The sequence below is a fragment of the Sporosalibacterium faouarense genome, from assembly GCF_016765695.1.
Classification (GTDB): Bacteria; Bacillota; Clostridia; order Tissierellales; family VENL01; genus Sporosalibacterium; species Sporosalibacterium faouarense.
The window spans coordinates 38,498-57,078 of sequence record NZ_JAETGO010000094.1; the positions used below are offsets into that span (position 1 = coordinate 38,498).

Here is an 18,581-nt window from a genome sequence, read left to right on the forward strand (position 1 = left end):
TATAAAGTTAAATAAAATTTGATATAAACTTTGAACTGATTGTATCAACTCCTTCATAAAATATCCCTTAGAAATTTAGGTGGATACAATCGGTTCACCTTTTTAGACTTAAATTATTAACAAATATTAATATTGATGGAATATAAAATAGAGTAAGAAAAACTATAAGAGTAACAAAAATATTTGACGGCTTGTAATTTTGGGCTTTCCAACGGAATTGGGAGGGTCTATTTTTTTTGAATCAAATAGAGAAGAACTTTATCTAATAATTGTGCTGGTATATTTTGTATTATAAAAAGTTGGAACAATATATGCAATAGCTCGTCCAAAGTTATGTATTGAAATTTTGGCCAAATAAAATAAACTAAAAATACTAAGGAGGAAATCAATGAAAAAGATAATAAGTGTTATTCTTATATTATTAGCAGTAATAAGTTTTGCAGGTTGTAGTCAGCAAACATCAGAAGTAAATATTCCAGTTAAAGACATTATTGGTACAATACAAGACAAAATGATAGAGGATGCCATAGCTAATGGATTGGATGAGGAAGCTATTGAAGATGGAAAACTTCCAGGATATATGGAAGTAGATTTAATGGAAGAATCAGATAATGTAGTATTAGGGGACTTTATAAAAAAAGAAGACATAGAAGAGGGTATAGCCTTGCAATCTATGTTTAATGTAAATTCAGATTTGATTATAGTACTAAAGGCAAAAACAGAAACTGAAGTAGATGCATTAAAGGGAAAACTAGAGGAAATTAAAGAAATGCAAGATAATACATGGTCTAGTTATCTACCAGATCAATATGAGAAGGTAAAGAATAATATAATTGAAGTTAATGGAAGGTATCTAATATATATAACTAGTCAAGAACCAGAAAGTATAAAAGAAATATTTGATAGTAGCTTAGAACAATAATATGTTTTTCATAATAAATATGATATATCAGATTATTGAATGAGGGAATTGTATATTTACAGATCTGATGAAATTTGAAAGGAGATTAGAATGAAAAAAGTAATATATTTAGGAATGATTGCATTAATACTTGTATCATTTATTGGCTGTAGTGATGGAACTAAGGAAGATATTGTAGATATTTCAATAAATGAAATTATTAGTAAAGTTGAAAGTAATACAGAAGATATTAAGAATTTAAGCAATAAGAATCTTATTGAACAACAAGAATTAGCAGAAAAAATAGGACTAGACTTAGAAGCAGTTGAAGCGGGGGTTATTAAGAAGCCGGATATGGGAGTTTCCCCTATGGAAATAATAATAATTAAGGCTAAAGACAAGTCTAAGGTTGAAGAAATAAAAGCTTCTCTTGAAAAGCATACTGAGGACTTAATGACATCATATGAAGGTTATGGTGCAGCAGCAGTAGAGTTAATTGAAAATAGAGTATTAATTACTAACGATAGATACATTCTTTTAGCTGTTCATCTTGAAGGTGATCAGATTAGTGAATCTTTTAATTCATTGTTTCAATAGAATAAAGGCACATTTTTGTGCCTTTGTTTTATTTTAATAATTTACATCTGTTATGGAAAAGAGTGATTGTATGATATTTAGTAGCTTAACCTTTTTATTTATATTTTTACCTATGACATTATTGCTCTACTTTATATTTCCAAGGAAAATAAAGAATATTATATTACTGATAGCTAGCTTAATATTCTATGCTTGGGGTGAACCAATATATATATTATTAATGATTTTTTCATCAATCGTGGATTATATCCACGGTATGCTAATTGAAAGATATAGGGATGATGGCATTAAGGCTAAGCTTGCAGTTATATCCTCAGTAATTATAAATTTATCTTTATTATCTTTTTTTAAATACTCAGATTTTTTTATATTGAATATAAATTATTTAATTGGGACAAGCTTTGATACTCTTAATTTATCCCTTCCAATTGGGATTTCTTTCTATACATTTCAAACTATGTCTTATACAATCGATGTTTATCGTGGCGAAGCACCGGTGCAGAGGAATCCAATTGCATTAGCTACCTATGTAACTCTATTTCCTCAGTTGATTGCAGGCCCTATAGTTAGGTATCAAACTGTAGCTAGTCAGATTAATAATAGGAAAGAAACCATTGATAAATTTGCTGAAGGAATAAAACGTTTTTTGATTGGCTTGGGGAAAAAAGTATTATTGGCTAATAATATAGGGATGCTTTGGAGTAGTGTGCAGAACACCCCACAAAATGAATTAACAGTAGTAACAGCTTGGTTAGGAATAATTGCATTCTCATTTCAGATATATTTTGATTTTAGTGGTTATTCAGATATGGCCATAGGTTTGGGTAAAATGTTCGGCTTTGATTTTCTTGAAAACTTTAATTATCCATATATATCAAAGAACATTACTGAATTTTGGCGCAGATGGCATATTTCCTTAGGCACCTGGTTTAAGGATTACCTTTACATTCCTATGGGAGGCAATAGAGTTAGTAAAGTAAAAGCGTATCGTAATTTATTTATAGTGTGGTTCTTAACAGGACTTTGGCATGGAGCTAGTTGGAATTTTGTAGTATGGGGGCTATACTTTGGAATAATTATAGCTATTGAAAGAGTAGGATTTCTTAAAGTGTTGAAAAGACTAGGTAAACCGATAGGACATTTTTACGCTATGTTTGTGGTGACAGTAGGATGGGTATTTTTTGTATTTGATAAATTAAATGAAGGAATAGAATATCTAAAGGTTATGTTTGGGTTAAATAATGTTCAGTTTTATAATGGCCAAACTTTTTATTATATTATTAATTATGGTCTTTTATTAATTGCTTTAATTATATTTTCAACTCCATTTATAACTAAGCTTCATAGTAAGATAATGAGTAAAGCTGATGGTAGTTTGAAAATATTATATGAAAATGGAGTAATAATAGGATTTTATTTTATTATACTAATTCTTACAACAGCATATCTAGTTGATGCAACCTATAATCCATTTTTATACTTTAGATTTTAGATAGGTGGTCAGTATGAAAAATAGTTCTAATAAAATAATTATAATAATGTTTATTGTTTTTTTGTTAAGTGTTAATATATTAAACATTGTAATTCCCGATAAAGAATTTTCGGAATTAGAGAATAGAGTGCTTTCTCAAATACCAAAATTTCAATTGAATAAATTGCTTTCGGGACAGTTTACTAATAAATTTGAGGAATACTATGTTGACCAATTTAGTTACAGGGAATTTTGGGTTGGATTTAAAGCTAAAGTAGAGAAATTATTAAATAAGACTGAAAATAATGGGATTTACTTTGGGGAAAATGGATATTTATTTGAAGATTATGAGAGTCCCGGTAATAAAATAAAAGACAACACTGAGATTATTAATGAATTCAGTGGAAAACACCCTGATATAGCAACCTATTTTTTACTTGTGCCTAATTCAATTAAAATATATGAAGAGAAGCTACCTTTGTTCGCCAGTCCATATGACCAATTAGATTCTATAAAGGTAATGAAAGATAAATTGAATAAATCAGTTGAATTTATAGATGTTTATGAAACATTAATGAAAAATAAAGATGAATATATTTATTTTAAGACGGATCACCATTGGACTATGAGAGGGGCATATTATGGGTATACTGCATTGGCAAAGGAATTGGGACTGAATTACTATAAAATGGATAGCTTTAATAGTAGAATAGTAAGTAAGAACTTCTTGGGAACATATTATTCAAAGGCTCAAGATTGGAGCATTTCATCTGATTCTATTGAAGTATTTTATCCAAAGTTTGATATTCAGTATGAAGTATCTTATAAGGATACTAATAAATCAACTAATTCCCTTTATGAGTCTAGTCACTTAGAAGAAAAGGATAAATATTCATATTTCTTAGATGGTAATCATGCCTTAATAACTATAAATACTAGCATAAAAAATGGAAAAAAGATTGCTATATTTAAGGATTCTTATTCCCATAGTTTTATTCCATTTTTAGTAAATCATTATGAGGAAATACATGTTATAGATTTAAGATATTATAATTTAAGTATTAATGATTATTTAGAGAAAAATAATATTAAAGAAGTTTTATTTTTATATAATGTATCAACATTTTCAAAGGATAATAATATTAGAAAAATAAATTATTAGTAAAAAAATATAAGTATATAGAGTGTGCTTGGGTAAAAAAATGACAATAATAAACAATGTGCAGTGTCAATCTAATGATTGACGCTGCATTTTTACTATTTTATATTGAAGTTTAATTCCTAATGTGGTAGAATTAAAAAAAGAGCAGGTGATATTTAATGCAAATTCAAAAAGAAGAGGTTAAAAGTTCAATAATCAATAGTGGAAAGGAAGAATTCTATAAACTTGGATATGGCAAAGCTTCTTTAAGGAGAATCGTAAAGAATGCAGGCACTACCATTGGAAACTTTTATAATTATTTTGAAAATAAAGAAGAATTATTTTCTAGTATAGTAGACCCAGCTTATAGTAAATTCTATTCTTTCATTAATCAACATACAGATGAAGATGATTTAAGCCAAATAGTTAAATTAGACAGAGATACTTTAAAGTATCTAATTGGTGAGCAATTAAAAATAATAGATGAAGATGTTCAAAAAGCATTAGTAATTCTAATAGATGGTAGTCAAGGGACAAAATATGAAAACATTAAAACTATTATCGAGGGATATATAGCAGATCATTTTATGGAGCATGTTTTAGAGTCTCCTGTATCATATAATGTAAAATATTATAGAAAATTTGCTTTAAGCGCATCAAATGGATTTGTAGAGGGATTTTTAGATATTTTAAGAAAAGACTATACCATGGAAGAGAAACAGAGTCTTATTACTGATTATATACTATTCTTCACAATGGGGTCTTATGGCTTGTTAAATGGAAATTTTAGTCTATAATTTATAATTACTTAAGTCACTTTATCATTTCATCTATAGTAACAATATCTTAAATTTGTAAATATACAATTTCCTCAGTTATTTAAATTTATTTTTTCAAAAAATATTTTTTTAAGTTAAAAAAGAACGCATGATATTTATTGTAAATAATAGGAGGTATCATTATGATAGAAGTAAAGGACTTGATGTTCAAATATCCAAAAGCTAAGGAAAAAACATTAAAAGAACTTAATTTTAAAATTGACAAAGGTGAAATTTTTGGTTTTCTAGGACCAAGTGGAGCAGGGAAAAGCACTACTCAGAAAATTTTAATAGGCATTCTAAAAGATTATCTCGGCAGTGTGAAGATTTTAGGTAAAGAAATAATAAATTGGAATACAGATTTCTATGAAAAGATTGGAGTATCTTTTGAGCTTCCTAATTTATATCATAAGCTAACAGCTTTAGAAAATTTAGACTTTGTTAAGTCTTTCTATTCTGGTAAAAAAGAAGATTCAAAAAAATTATTAGAGATGGTTGGACTTGAAAAAAATGCAGATGTAAAAGTATCCAAATATTCTAAGGGTATGAAAATGAGGTTAAACTTTGTCAGGGCCTTTATTCATAATCCAGACATAGTTTTTTTTGATGAGCCAACTTCGGGATTAGACCCATTAAACGCTAAGAATATAAAGAATATTATAATGGAGAAAAAACATCAAGGTAAAACTATTTTTTTAACAACTCATAATATGACAGTAGCCGATGAGCTTTGTGATAGAGTTGCTTTTATTGTTGATGGAGAGATTAAGCTAATTGATTCGCCTAAAAAACTAAAAATAGAGCATGGAAAAAGAAATATCAAAGTTGAGTATATAGATAAAAATAAATTCCAAGAAAAGGATTTTGCATTAAAGGGAATTGGTTACAACGATGAATATATAAAGTTATTGAGGGAAAAGGAAATTAAAACAATTCATACTCAGGAGGCAACTCTTGAAGATATATTTGTTCAAACTACAGGGAGGAAGCTATTATGATTAGAACTTTAAAATCAATAAAAGGAGATATATTTTTACAATTTAAGTATGGATTCTATTTGGTGTATACAATTGTAACAATTATGTATATTTTTCTTTTAAATTTCTTACCAGAGGAAGCTCTAATTGTAATTGTACCTTTTATAATTTTTTCAGATCCCAGTGTTTTGGGCTTCTTCTTTATTAGTGGATTAGTCCTGTTAGAAAAGGGAGAGGGTGTACTAGAGTATCTTATTATTACTCCTTTACAGGTGAAAGAGTATATTATTTCTAAGCTTGTATCTTTGACTTTTCTATCGCTAATTACCAGTATTATTATTGAGTTTTTTAGCTTTGGTAAAAATATAAACTATCCTATTTTCTTGGTAGGAATTACATTAACTTCTTTTTTGTTTATACTAATTGGATTTATCGCCGTTTCTAGGTTTCCTACAATAAATAAATACTTGTTATCATCTGTAGGATATATTATTGTATTATGCCTACCATTGATAGGGTATTTTGGTATATTCAAAAGCAGACTATTTTATTTGTTTCCCACCCAAGCTTCATTACTTCTTATTTCTGGAGCATTCAAAGGTATAGATACTTGGCAATTAATATACAGTATACTATACCTATTAGTTTGGATAGCGGCAACTTTTAAGATAGCTAATATATCCTTTTATAAATATATTATTTTAAAGAAGGGAGATAATTAAATGAAAAAAATAATATCTCTTTCATATAATGATTTTAGAAATGTTTTAAGAGAACCTATGTTAATAATGCTACTTATAGGACCTGTGGCTATGACATTAGCTATTAGGTACTTAATTCCTATTCTAACAAATCTAACAAGTGAGTATTTTGACTTGACTGAATATTACCCTTTAATTGGTGGGTCGGTAGTACTGTTTATACCTATGCTTATAGGAATGCTAATTGGATTTATACTTTTAGATGAACGAGATGATAGTATTTTTCTTATGTTAATTGTTACACCCCTTGGGAGAAAGGGATATTTAATATATAGAACTTTATTTCCTGCAATTTTAAGCATTATTTTCTCAGTAATATTATTGCCACTAATTGGTATAGTGAAAGTATCATTTATAGAAGTAATAGCTATATCATTACTGGCATCATTAGAAGCCCCTGTAACAGCTTTACTGCTAGCTGGAATAGCTAATAATAAGGTGGAAGGGCTTGCTATTTCAAAGGGATTAGGAATCTTCTTGATAATACCTATAATAGCTTATTTCATGAAATCTCCTTGGAAGATAATTGGAGGTGTAATACCATATTATTGGCCTTTTAATGCAATAGTAGCTGGAAATCAAGGGAATGATAGCTTTTGGTTGTATATTATTGGTGGTTTTATAGTGGAGATACTAATCCTAATATGGCTAGTTAATAGATATGAAAAGAAGGCAGCCTGATATATTTTTATTATTTTTTCAAAGGAAAAAGTGACTTAATAAGTCGCAATTCAGATGAAATCTTGCAAAATTATATTGAATATCTAAATATGCAATTTCCTCAATTAACTGGAAGAGTGATACTTGTTAATTGAAAAATTCCTATATTAAAGCTCTATGGGAAATTAGAGTTTGTGCGTAAATACTTAAGTTCGCTATTCTATGAATAGATTGGATATTAAAAAAGGATATATTTCGATTGTATAATCGAAATATATCCTTTAAAAAGCTTCATTCTTTATAATTATCACTAAGATACTAATTACTTGAAGAAATTTTATATTAAGATTTCATACAAGATTATCTACGATTAGTAAATATCTCGATGTATATACACAAAAATATTAATAATCTAATTCCTTTATTTTATTTATTTCCTCAATCTTTGGAGTAACATAAATCGTATTATTATTTTCATATATTACCATGCCTAATTTAGCTCCATTGGGCTTTCTCACATTCCTTCTTTCTGTATAGTCCACTGGCACATTACTAGACATCTTACCCTTACTATAATAAGCAGCTAGTAGAGCAGCTTCCCTAATAGTTTGGGCAGGCACTTCTTCACCCTTGGTTTTAATTATTACATGGGAGCCAGGAATATCTTTGGTATGAAGCCAAATATCATCTTTAGAAGCAAATTTTAGTGTTAAATAATCATTTTGTTTATTATTCTTACCTACATATAAATCATAATCATCTGAAGATTTGTAATGTCTAGGTTCTGACTGATTACTTTTACCTTTATTTTTTTTCTTCTTTTTAGAATGTTTTTTGATATATCCTTCGTCTATAAGTTCTTCACGGATTTCTTCTAATTCTTCAACATCTGTGCAATTATCAATACTAACTAATATATGGTCTAAATATTCAATTTCATCCTTTGTATGAATGATTTCATTACTAACAAATTCATAGGCATTTTTTAGCTTAGTATATCTCTTGAAATATTTTTGTGCATTTTGTGATGGAGTATACCTTGGGTCTAAACTAATAGTAATTTTCTCATTATTTTCACTATAAAAATTATCTACTTCAATCTCGTTTTGTCCCTGTTCAATTCTATAGATATTCGCAGTTAGTAATTCTCCGTATATTTTATATTTTTCTCTTTTCTCAGCAGTCAGAAGTTCTTCTTTTTGTTTAGCAAGCTTATTTTTAGCTCTATCTAATTTAGTAGTGATAAGTTTTTTCAAGCTTGAAGATTTTTGCTTTATTCTATCCATTCTGTCCCTTGTTTCATAGTATTCTTCAAGGACTTCACTTATCGAGTCGAAATGAGTTTTAGAATAGTTACTATATTGCTTAATATCTATAGTTGAGAAAGCTACTACTTCTCTCTTTTCTCTATCTAAAATCATTGTAGGTGAATATTTTTCATATTTAACCTTTTCCATTAAATCACTAAAAGAGGAGAAGAAACCATCAATCATTTCATCAGAAAGGGCTCCTAATTTTGTACTACTATCAATTTCAGCCCTATAGCATATCTCTCTAGCAATTAGTGGACTTATACCCATATAGTTTTTATATATAAATTTAAATAAAGGGGTTCCCTCGTTATTCTCATTAATTTTCTCTAATAAGGTATTTTTTTCAATGAATAAAGCATTCAACTTATCTTGAGAAGGGGGCTCCTTATATAGAATTCCAGGGAATACTTGTCTAACACTACTAATATCAGGAGTTACTCTTTTAATAGAATCTAATATTTTATTATTTTCCTCCTCGATAAGAATAATATTACTATGTCTACCCATTATCTCAACTATTAAAGTCTTAGTAGATAGAACTCCTAATTCGTCAAAGCTTTGAACGTCAATATGGATAATTCTATCCATTGCTGACTGTCTTATATTAGTAATTCTACCTCCTTGTAAATGTTTTCTTAATAGCATACAGAACATAGGGGGCTTTATAGGGTTTGATTTGGTATGCTTAGTTAAATATATTCTTGGGTTATTGCTACTGGCAGATATCAACAGTTTAGCATTACTACCTTTAGCTCTTATATTTATTATTATTTCATCTTCTTCTGGCTGATACACTTTATCGACTTTTCCATCAACTATTTTCTCATTCAACTCGTGTATAATTGATCTTGTTACAATTCCGTCTAATGACATAATTACTCCTCCAAAACTCATTTTTATAAAGTATATCATCTTATTATGAAAATATAAAGGCTCAGTGATTATGAAAACAAATATTAAGTTTTTGTAACATATTGAAGGATTTATACATAAGAACGGATAAAATATAAATAAGATATAAAATAAAACTATAGACAAAATTGAATTATGTAATTTCCTCATTTATAATTAGTGTTAAAATAGCATAGTGCATAATAATAAATTTTGTAAATTTAATTTTACAGTAAGAGTATTATTTAAATGTAATAATCAAGTATATAATTAGGATTTCACTTGATTGACATAGGCTCTTTTTATGGTAAAATTGATTATAACAATTCAGAAAGGATGAAAGTAATGATTAGAAGTATGACTGGATTTGGAAGAGGTGAGAGTAGTGATGAGGCTAGAAAGTTTACAGTCGAAATAAAATCGCTAAATCACAGGTATAGTGATATAATTATTCGTATGCCTAAGCATTTAAACTACCTAGAAGAAAAAATTAAGAAGATGATTAGAAATAAGGTTAAGAGAGGTAGGGTAGAGCTATACATAGGATTAGAGAATATTGGAGAAAGTGATTTTGATGTGAAGGTGAACTTATCTTTGGCCCAATCTTATAAGGATGCTTTGGAGAGCTTAGCGAATGAACTTAAAATTATAGACCATATATCTTTAGATATATTATCTAAATTTCCAGAGGTTCTTAACTTAGAGAAAAAAGAAGTAGATGAAGATGAAGTATGGAGTTGTCTTAAAGCTGCGATTGAAGAAGCATTAGATAAAATGATTACAATGAGGATATCTGAAGGAAAGGAATTAGCTAAAGATATCAAAGAGAGAGGCAATAGAGTAAAGGAAATATTAGAAGAAGTTGAAAAAAGATGTCCAGAAATAGTTAAGGAATATAAAGAAAAGCTATGGACTCGTATAGAAGAGTTATTAGAAGGGAAATATGAAGTAGACGAAAATATTCTAGCTAATGAAGTTGCGGTATTTGCAGATAAGAGTAATATAAATGAGGAAATTGTTAGATTACATAGTCACATTGGCCAAATGGTTGAGACCTTGAATTCAGATATTTCTGTTGGAAGGAAACTTGACTTTTTAGCTCAGGAAATGAATAGAGAAGCCAATACCATAGGCTCTAAAATTAGTGATGTGGAAATGACCAATAATGTAGTAGAGATAAAAAGTGAACTAGAGAAAATTAGAGAGCAAATACAAAATATAGAATAATGAGGAGGAAGCTTGATGGATATAAAGCTGATTAATATTGGTTTTGGTAATATAGTGTCTGCAAATAGGATGGTAGCAATTGTAAGTCCAGAATCTGCACCTATTAAAAGAATAATTCAAGAGGCTAGAGAGCGTGGTATGCTTATCGATGCTACTTATGGTAGAAGAACTAGAGCTGTTATTGTAACAGATAGTGATCATATAATTCTTTCAGCAGTTCAGCCTGAAACAGTTGCTCATAGATTAAACAATAAGGATAATGAAGAAAATGATATAAATCAAAAAAAGAAAGAGGAGAAGTAAATGAGTAAGGGATTGCTGATTGTGGTTTCAGGTCCGTCGGGGGCTGGAAAGGGAACTATTTGCAAAAAACTACTAAAAAAGAATAAAGACATACAGCTTTCAATTTCTGCAACTACTAGGAGTCCTAGAACAGGTGAAGTAGATGGAGTTAATTACTACTTTGAAGATAAGGAAAAATTTAAGGCTATGATAGGTAATAATGAGTTTCTAGAATATGCTGAGGTTTATGGAAATTATTATGGCACTCCTAGGAAAAATATTGAAGAAAAGCTAGAAAAAGGAATAGATGTACTTTTAGAAATAGACATTCAGGGAGCTTTAAATGTAAAAAACATTTATTCTGATGGTGTATTTATTTTTGTATTACCTCCATCTATGGAAGAGTTAAAAAAGCGAATTATTGGTAGAGGAACAGAAACTCAAGAAGCTATTAAGAAAAGGTTTAATAGTGCATATAAAGAGCTAGACTATGCTTTTAAATATGACTATGGAGTAATCAATGATGAAGTAGATGAAGCTGTAAAGAAAGTAGAAGCAATTATTATTGCAGAGAAATGTAAGGTATCAAGAAAAGTTGATATAATAAAACAACTGTAAAGGAGGTATTTAAATGTTATATCCTTCAATGAATGAATTATTGAAAAAAGTGGATAGTAGATATACTTTAGTGATGCTAGCTTCTAAGAGGGCTAGACAGCTAGTAGATGGAGATGAGGCTTTAGTTGAGGTAGATACAAATAAGCCTGTAACAGTAGCAATCCATGAAATAAATGAAGATAAAGTAGAATATACCAAAGCAGTTATAAAGGATCAATAAGGGGTGATCAAATGCTAAAAGGAAAGAATATTGTACTAGGCGTAACAGGAGGAATAGCTGCATATAAAGCAGTTGATGTTGTGAGTCGTCTTAGAAAAAGACACGCAAATGTGGATGTAATAATGACTAAATCTGCTTCTGAATTCGTTACTCCCTTAACTTTCCGATCACTTTCTCAGAACTATGTGACTGTGGATATGTTTGAAGAACCCAAAACTTGGGATATAGAACACATATCTTTGGCCCAAAAGGCTGATGTTTTTTTAGTCGCTCCTGCAACGGCTAATATAATTGGCAAAGTAGCAAATGGAATAGCTGATGACATGTTAAGTACTACCATAATGGCAACTAGAGCAAAAGTAGTATTTGCACCAGCTATGAATACGAATATGTACACTAATCCAATTGTTCAGGAGAATATTAAAAAGCTTAAATCACTAGGACATCAATTTATTAAGCCAGGCAGTGGCAGATTAGCTTGTGGAGATTATGGTGAAGGCAAAATGGCAGAGCCAGTAGATATTGTTGAATATGTTACTGGACTTCTCATAAATAAAGATCTTGAGGGAAAGAAAGTAGTAGTTACAGCAGGTCCTACAATTGAGCCTATAGATCCAGTTAGATACATTACTAACTATTCTAGTGGAAAAATGGGTTATTCTCTGGCAGTAGAAGCAAAAGCAAGGGGAGCCAATGTAGTTTTGATAAGTGGTCCTACAAATCTTGAGCCTCCCACTGGGATAGAAGTCATTAGAGTAAAAACAACTGAAGAAATGCTCAAAGAAGTATCCAATCATTTCGATAGCTGTGATGGATTGATTAAGGCAGCAGCACCTTTAGATTATAGACCTGAAAAGGTTAGTGATACTAAGATTAAGAAAAATGATGGTAACCTTGAGCTTAGTTTTATAAGGAATCCAGATATTTCTCAAGAAATTAGCAAGAGGAAAGAAAAGCAAATAATGGTTGGTTTTGCAGCAGAGACTGATAATTTAGTTGAGAATGCTAAGAAAAAGATTGAAAAAAAGAAATTTGATTTTATAGTATTAAATGATGTATCAAATAGAGATGCAGGATTTATGAGTGATACCAATATAATTACTATAATTGATAGTAATGAAAACTTAGTGGAATATCCCAAAATGTCAAAAGCAGAAGTTTCAAAGGTTATAATTGATAAATTAGTTGATATGCTAAAGTAGATTAAGGGCTAGATATAATTTTAACTTTATATCTAGCTTTTTAATATACTTATTCCCGTATATTTTGTTATAATAAACCTATAGGTTTTGTGAAAGGTTGATTGTAATGGTTGGAAATATTTTTGCAGAAATAATAGTTGATAATAGAAGTAGGAACACTGATATGTGTTACACCTATCTAGTTCCTGATGAATATAAATCAGAAATTCAAATTGGTATGAGGGTTTTAGTTCCATTTGGTAGAGGAGATAGACTCTTAGAAGGAGTAGTTGTTTACTTGAAGGAAAATTCTGATTTAGATATTAGTAAATTAAAATATGTAGACAGTATTATTGATGTAAAACCAATAATATCTAAAGAAATGTTGGATTTAGCAATATGGATGAAAGAGAAGTATTTAGCTCAGTATATAGATGTTTTTAGAACAGTAATGCCTTCGGGAATAACTAATAAGGTGAAAAAATACCTTAAGTTAACAGAAAAAGGAACTGTTAATAAATTGCATTTAGAGCAGATGGAGAATGAAAAGAGGATTATGGACTATTTAAAGGAAAAAGGAGATAGTCATGTAAAAGAAGTTAGAAATAAATTAGATTTAAGAAACATTCATAAACATGTAACCTATTTAGAAGGAAATGGGTATATTACTACATATGATAGAATCGAAAGCAATGTGAATAAGAAGTATCAAAAAGTTGTTTTTAGGAATTTTGATGAAGATGATACTAGTAATATTGTTGAAAGCATGAGTAATAGAGCCCATAAGCAAAAAGAGGTACTAGAGTATATCTCAGGATTAGACCAAATTGTACTTTCGAAGTTATTAAAAGAAATGTCTACAACTAGGGGGACAGTTAATGCATTAGAGAAAAAGGGTTATATCAAAATAGTCGATGAAGAGATAAGAAGAAATCCTATTTCTAAAGAAATAGCTAAATATCATAAAATTACATTAACTCCTCAACAGAAGAATTGTGTTGATACGATTTATGATTACAGTAGTAATAATATTAACAATAAATTTCTAATTCACGGAATAACTGGAAGTGGGAAAACAGAGGTATATTTACAATTAATCGAAAAAATGCTTAAGGATAAGAAGCAATCAATTGTACTAGTGCCTGAGATTTCACTTACACCTCAAACTGTAGAAAGATTTGTAGGTAGATTTGGCGATAGAGTAGCTATATTACACAGTAGATTATCTTTAGGAGAAAGATTTGATGAATGGCAAAAGATAAAGAATGAAGAAGTAGATATAGTTGTTGGTGCAAGGTCTGCTGTTTTTGCTCCATTTAGTAGACTTGGATTAATAATTATTGATGAAGAACATGAAAATAGCTATAAGTCTAGCATGAACCCAAAGTATAATACAATAGAAGTTGCAGAGAAAAGATGTGAGATAGAGAATGCTTCTCTTCTTTTAGGCTCGGCCACTCCGTCGGTAGAGACATATTATAGGGCTATACAAGGTGATATTCATTTATTAACATTAAGTAATAGAGCAAATAATAAAGAATTACCTCCAATAGAGGTAGTTGACATGAAGGATGAGTTAGACAGAGGAAATAAGTCAATATTTAGCATAAGTTTATATAAATCAATAAAAGAAAATCTTGCAAGAAAAAAGCAAACAATTTTATTTTTAAACAGAAGAGGATTTTCATCATTTGTTTCCTGTAGAAAATGTGGATATGTGGTAAAATGTAAGCATTGTGACATATCTTTAACCTATCATAGCTCTAAACATTTACTTATTTGTCATTATTGTGGACTATCAATTAAACCACCTACAGTTTGTCCTGATTGTGGAAGCAAGTATATTAAATACTTTGGTGTAGGAACTCAAAAAGTTGAAGAATTGGTTAGAAAGAACTTTCCTGAAGCTAGGGTTGCAAGAATGGATGTTGATACCACATCCAGAAAGGGCAGTCATGAAAAAATTCTAGACGGAGTGAAGGAAGGTAAGGTTGATATCCTCATAGGAACGCAGATGATATCAAAAGGCTTAGACTTTCCAAATGTAACTTTAGTTGGTATAATTGCAGCGGATATGAGTTTGAATTTGCCAGATTTTAAGGCTTCAGAGAGAACTTTTCAGCTAATTACGCAAGTTGGTGGAAGAGCAGGTAGAGGTGCCCACGAAGGTAAAGTCATTCTTCAAACCTATGAGCCAGATCATTATAGTATAGAAGCTGCCAGAGAACATGATTTTATTAGCTTTTACGATAAAGAGATATTATTAAGAGAAACTTTCAATTATCCACCTTATAGTAATATAATTAATATAACTATAATAGGGAAAAATGAAAGAGAAGTATCAATTGCTGCAGGTAAGTTGTCTAACGATATTATGAATAAAATAAGAAAAACCAATATAAAATTTAGTAAAGATAATTTAATGGGACCAAATCCTGCACCAATAGCTAAAATTAAAAGTAACTATAGGTGGCAAGTAGTTATAAAAAGTGAAGACTTTGAAATGGATAAAATAAAAGGTATAATAGAAGAAATATGCTTGACAGACATGAATAAAGTTAAGTATGGTAATATAAGATTTAGTATAGATATTAATCCAATTTCAATTATTTAGGAGGTAAGTCATATGGCAATTAGACAATTAAGATATGAAGGAGATCCTTTATTAAGAAAAAAATCAAGGGAAGTAGCAAAAATAGATGGTAGGATAAAGACTTTAATAAACGATATGAAAGATACAATGTACGAGGAAGAAGGAGTAGGTCTTGCAGCGCCACAAGTAGGTATATTAAGAAGGGTTATCGTTGTGGATATAGGAGAAGGGCCAATTGCTTTAATAAATCCTGAAATAATAGAACAAAATGGTGAATATTTGGATTCAGAAGGATGCCTAAGTATTCCAGGAAAAAATGGAAAGGTCAGAAGGCCTGAGAAAGTAAAGGTTAAGTATCTAGATGAAGAAGGAAATGAAAAAACAATTGAGGGAAGTATGCTTTTGTCAAGGGCACTATGTCATGAGATAGACCATTTAAATGGAGTTTTATTTATTGATAAAATCGAAGAGGAAGAATAAAGATAGCTGAGGTGTTAATAAGATGAATGTAGTTTTTATGGGAACTCCAGATTTTGCAGTTCCAACATTAAACAAAATATATGAAGAAAATTATAATGTTTCATTAGTAGTAACTATGCCAGATAGACCAAAGGGGAGGGGGAAAAAAATGACTCCTCCTCCTGTAAAAGTAAAGGCCAAGGAACTAGGGATTGAAGTTTTTCAGCCAGAAAAAATTAATAGTGCTGAAAGTATCAGCAAATTACAGGAAATATCACCAGATGTTATTGTTGTAGTTGCATATGGTCAGATTTTAAAGGAAGAGATTTTAAATCTACCAGAGTACGGTTGTATAAATGTACATGCTTCTTTGCTTCCTAAATATAGGGGAGCAGCACCGATAAACTGGGTATTAATAAATGGAGAAAAAATTACTGGTGTAACTACTATGCTTATGGAAAAAGGATTAGATACAGGTGATATGCTACTTAAAAGCCAAATGGATATAGCTGAAAATTTAACAGCAGGAGTACTACATGATAAATTAATGGTTATGGGTGCTGAGTTACTAATTGATACTCTTAATGGCTTGAAAGAGGGTAGTATAGAAAGTATTCCTCAAAACGAAAGTGAATCAAGCTATGCTCCTATAATGAATAAAAATTTAGGTAGAATAGAGTGGAGTGATACTGCAATAGATATAAAGAATCTTGTAAGAGGTACTGAACCTTGGCCAAGTGCATTTACAAAATATAAGAATAAGAAGATAAAGATATCCAATGTAGAAATAGTTAAAAAATTTAAAGAAGGTGTTCCTGGAGAAGTAGTTAAAGTAAGTAATGAAGGAATATTTGTAAATACTAAAGATGATTGTTTACAAATTAAAAAAATACAATTTCCTGGGAAAAGAAGTATGAAGGTTGAAGATTACCTAAAGGGTAATGAGTTTGAACAAGGAGTAATATTATCATAAGTTACGGATGTGAAGCTAATGAAAAGAGATGAGAAAAGATTTTTATTTGCAATTATAGCAATTATTTCTATTCTTGGTGCTGTTAGTGCTATAAGCTTATTTATTTTAACCTTAGAAAGTATAAGTGTAATGAGGGTTATTTTAATGGGAACCTTTGTTGTTATGATAGTTTTTATTATAGTTTTACTTTGGACTATTTATATGTTATATAAAATAGCATCTAATAAAAAAATTTCCAAATTAAATTATAAAATTCTTAGAGGTTTATTAGGATTTATATATCCTATATTGATATGGATTTCAAAGGTTTTTAAAATTGATATTGATAGTATAAGAAGAGTTTATGGTAAAATAAATAATTTTTTAGTAAAAACAAAAACTATTAAAGTGAAGCCAGAAGAAATACTTATATTATTGCCCCATTGTTTACAAGATTCAAAATGTCAGTATAAGATAACTAATGACATAAAAAATTGTAGAATGTGTGGCAAATGTGATATCAAAGATATTGTAGAGATATCCAATAAATATAACGTTGACGCTGTGGTTGCAACAGGTGGTACTTTGGCTAGGGAATGGATAAAAAGGAAAAGACCAAAAGCAATTATAGCTGTAGCATGTGAAAGAGATTTAGCCAGTGGAATAAATGATGTTAAGCTTATTCCAGTTATAGGTGTATTTAATGAAAGACCTAACGGACCATGCTTTAACACTAAAGTCAATGTAAAAAACTTAGAAGAAGCAATTAAGTTATTTTTAGAGGAGGAATAATTATGTATTTCCCATATATGTATGGAGCTCCAATTGAGTTTATTATTTTAATTCCAGCAATTTTGTTTGCTATGTATGCTCAAGCTAAGGTTAAAGGAACATTCAATAAATATTTAAAAGTTCAAAATAGATCTGGGTATACTGGAGCTCAAGTAGCTAGGATGATATTAGATAAAAATGGACTACATGATGTAAGAATTGAGCATATAAGAGGAAACCTCACAGACCATTATGACCCAAGAACTAGAGTTTTAAGGTTATCTACACCTGTACATAATGGTAGATCAGTAGCATCGGCAGGTGTAGCTGCCCATGAAGTTGGTCATGCAATACAACATGCAAAGGGATATTTTCCTTTAATGCTGAGAAATAATATTGCTCCAATTGCAAATTTTGGTTCAAGATTCGTTTGGATATTAGTATTTGCGGGGTTTATTTTCAACTCTGTTTTAATACAGGTAGGAATTTTACTATATTTAGCTGTTGTAGCTTTCCAAATAGTTACATTGCCTGTTGAGTTTAATGCAAGTAGTAGAGCATTGGCACAGCTTGAAGGTGGAATTATTACTAGAGAAGAAATTAAGCCTGCAAAGAAAGTTCTTAGTGCAGCAGCATTAACATATGTAGCTGCAACCTTAGTAGGTATAGCTCAGTTAATTAGGTTAATACTTTTAAGTAATAGAAGGGATTAATTAAAAGGGGAGAATACCCCTTTTATTTTATTGGA

Annotated in this window: 19 protein-coding genes; 18 read left to right on the top strand and 1 reads right to left on the bottom strand. The window is 29.7% G+C overall.

Translation table 11 applies throughout. The annotated features are described in order from the left end of the window. Window positions 1–388 precede the first annotated feature (388 nt). The 8 genes from JMO20_RS18585 to JMO20_RS18620 all read left to right on the top strand — a co-directional run bounded on the left by JMO20_RS18585 (window position 389) and on the right by JMO20_RS18620 (window position 7,347). Window positions 389–922, top strand: a complete 534-nt coding sequence (locus JMO20_RS18585) for a DUF4358 domain-containing protein (protein WP_202711250.1) — start codon at window positions 389–391, stop codon at window positions 920–922. Between the two features lie 90 nt (window positions 923–1,012). Beyond that, on the top strand, window positions 1,013–1,498 hold the full coding sequence (locus JMO20_RS18590) for a DUF4358 domain-containing protein (RefSeq protein WP_202711251.1): 486 nt from the start codon (window positions 1,013–1,015) through the stop codon (window positions 1,496–1,498). A 220-nt stretch (window positions 1,499–1,718) separates the two neighbouring features. After that, on the top strand, window positions 1,719–2,990 hold the full coding sequence (locus JMO20_RS18595; RefSeq protein ID WP_279380186.1) for an MBOAT family O-acyltransferase: 1,272 nt from the start codon (window positions 1,719–1,721) through the stop codon (window positions 2,988–2,990). 13 nt (window positions 2,991–3,003) lie between these two features. After that, window positions 3,004–4,131, top strand: coding sequence for a DHHW family protein (locus JMO20_RS18600; RefSeq protein ID WP_202711253.1), 1,128 nt, complete (start codon window positions 3,004–3,006; stop codon window positions 4,129–4,131). A 158-nt stretch (window positions 4,132–4,289) separates the two neighbouring features. After that, window positions 4,290–4,907 (top strand): TetR/AcrR family transcriptional regulator, encoded by a 618-nt coding sequence (locus tag JMO20_RS18605; protein ID WP_202711254.1) that lies wholly within the window; start codon window positions 4,290–4,292, stop codon window positions 4,905–4,907. A gap of 164 nt (window positions 4,908–5,071) precedes the next feature. Continuing rightward, window positions 5,072–5,926, top strand: a complete 855-nt coding sequence (locus JMO20_RS18610) for an ABC transporter ATP-binding protein (protein ID WP_202711255.1) — start codon at window positions 5,072–5,074, stop codon at window positions 5,924–5,926. After that, window positions 5,923–6,627 (top strand): fluoroquinolone export ABC transporter permease subunit, encoded by a 705-nt coding sequence (locus JMO20_RS18615; RefSeq protein WP_202711256.1) that lies wholly within the window; start codon window positions 5,923–5,925, stop codon window positions 6,625–6,627. The genes JMO20_RS18610 and JMO20_RS18615 overlap by 4 nt, the downstream gene beginning before the upstream one ends. Next, on the top strand, window positions 6,628–7,347 hold the full coding sequence (locus JMO20_RS18620; protein WP_202711257.1) for a hypothetical protein: 720 nt from the start codon (window positions 6,628–6,630) through the stop codon (window positions 7,345–7,347). A gap of 383 nt (window positions 7,348–7,730) precedes the next feature. On the opposite strand, the gene JMO20_RS18625 is transcribed toward JMO20_RS18620, so the two are convergent. Continuing rightward, window positions 7,731–9,512, bottom strand: coding sequence for an Rqc2 family fibronectin-binding protein (locus JMO20_RS18625; RefSeq protein ID WP_202711258.1), 1,782 nt, complete (start codon window positions 9,510–9,512; stop codon window positions 7,731–7,733). A gap of 363 nt (window positions 9,513–9,875) precedes the next feature. Between JMO20_RS18625 and JMO20_RS18630 the strand changes: the two genes are divergently transcribed. The 10 genes from JMO20_RS18630 (at window position 9,876) to JMO20_RS18675 (ending at window position 18,546) form a co-directional block, all read left to right on the top strand. Continuing rightward, window positions 9,876–10,757, top strand: a complete 882-nt coding sequence (locus JMO20_RS18630; RefSeq protein WP_202711259.1) for a YicC/YloC family endoribonuclease — start codon at window positions 9,876–9,878, stop codon at window positions 10,755–10,757. Window positions 10,758–10,778: 21 nt separating this feature from the next. Next, window positions 10,779–11,060: an extracellular matrix/biofilm regulator RemA gene (gene remA, locus JMO20_RS18635; protein WP_481133365.1), complete on the top strand. Its 282-nt coding sequence runs from the start codon at window positions 10,779–10,781 to the stop codon at window positions 11,058–11,060. Further along, the gene (gene gmk, locus JMO20_RS18640; protein WP_202711261.1) at window positions 11,061–11,657 is read left to right on the top strand and encodes a guanylate kinase; all 597 of its coding nucleotides are present in this window, start codon (window positions 11,061–11,063) and stop codon (window positions 11,655–11,657) included. A gap of 13 nt (window positions 11,658–11,670) precedes the next feature. Continuing rightward, a complete protein-coding gene (gene rpoZ, locus JMO20_RS18645) occupies window positions 11,671–11,877 on the top strand; it encodes a DNA-directed RNA polymerase subunit omega (protein ID WP_202711262.1) in 207 nt (68 codons plus the stop codon). A gap of 11 nt (window positions 11,878–11,888) precedes the next feature. Beyond that, window positions 11,889–13,079 carry a bifunctional phosphopantothenoylcysteine decarboxylase/phosphopantothenate--cysteine ligase CoaBC gene (gene coaBC, locus JMO20_RS18650; protein WP_202711263.1) on the top strand — a complete coding sequence of 397 codons (1,191 nt, stop codon included), beginning with the start codon at window positions 11,889–11,891 and terminating at the stop codon, window positions 13,077–13,079. A 106-nt stretch (window positions 13,080–13,185) separates the two neighbouring features. Further along, a complete protein-coding gene (gene priA, locus JMO20_RS18655; protein WP_202711264.1) occupies window positions 13,186–15,672 on the top strand; it encodes a primosomal protein N' in 2,487 nt (828 codons plus the stop codon). Between the two features lie 12 nt (window positions 15,673–15,684). After that, the gene (def, locus tag JMO20_RS18660) at window positions 15,685–16,131 is read left to right on the top strand and encodes a peptide deformylase (RefSeq protein WP_202711265.1); all 447 of its coding nucleotides are present in this window, start codon (window positions 15,685–15,687) and stop codon (window positions 16,129–16,131) included. A gap of 22 nt (window positions 16,132–16,153) precedes the next feature. Next, the gene (gene fmt, locus JMO20_RS18665) at window positions 16,154–17,083 is read left to right on the top strand and encodes a methionyl-tRNA formyltransferase (RefSeq protein WP_202711266.1); all 930 of its coding nucleotides are present in this window, start codon (window positions 16,154–16,156) and stop codon (window positions 17,081–17,083) included. A gap of 18 nt (window positions 17,084–17,101) precedes the next feature. Further along, window positions 17,102–17,854, top strand: coding sequence for a DUF116 domain-containing protein (locus JMO20_RS18670; protein WP_202711267.1), 753 nt, complete (start codon window positions 17,102–17,104; stop codon window positions 17,852–17,854). Window positions 17,855–17,856: 2 nt separating this feature from the next. Continuing rightward, window positions 17,857–18,546, top strand: a complete 690-nt coding sequence (locus JMO20_RS18675) for a zinc metallopeptidase (protein ID WP_202711268.1) — start codon at window positions 17,857–17,859, stop codon at window positions 18,544–18,546. The last annotated feature ends 35 nt before the right edge of the window (window positions 18,547–18,581 follow it).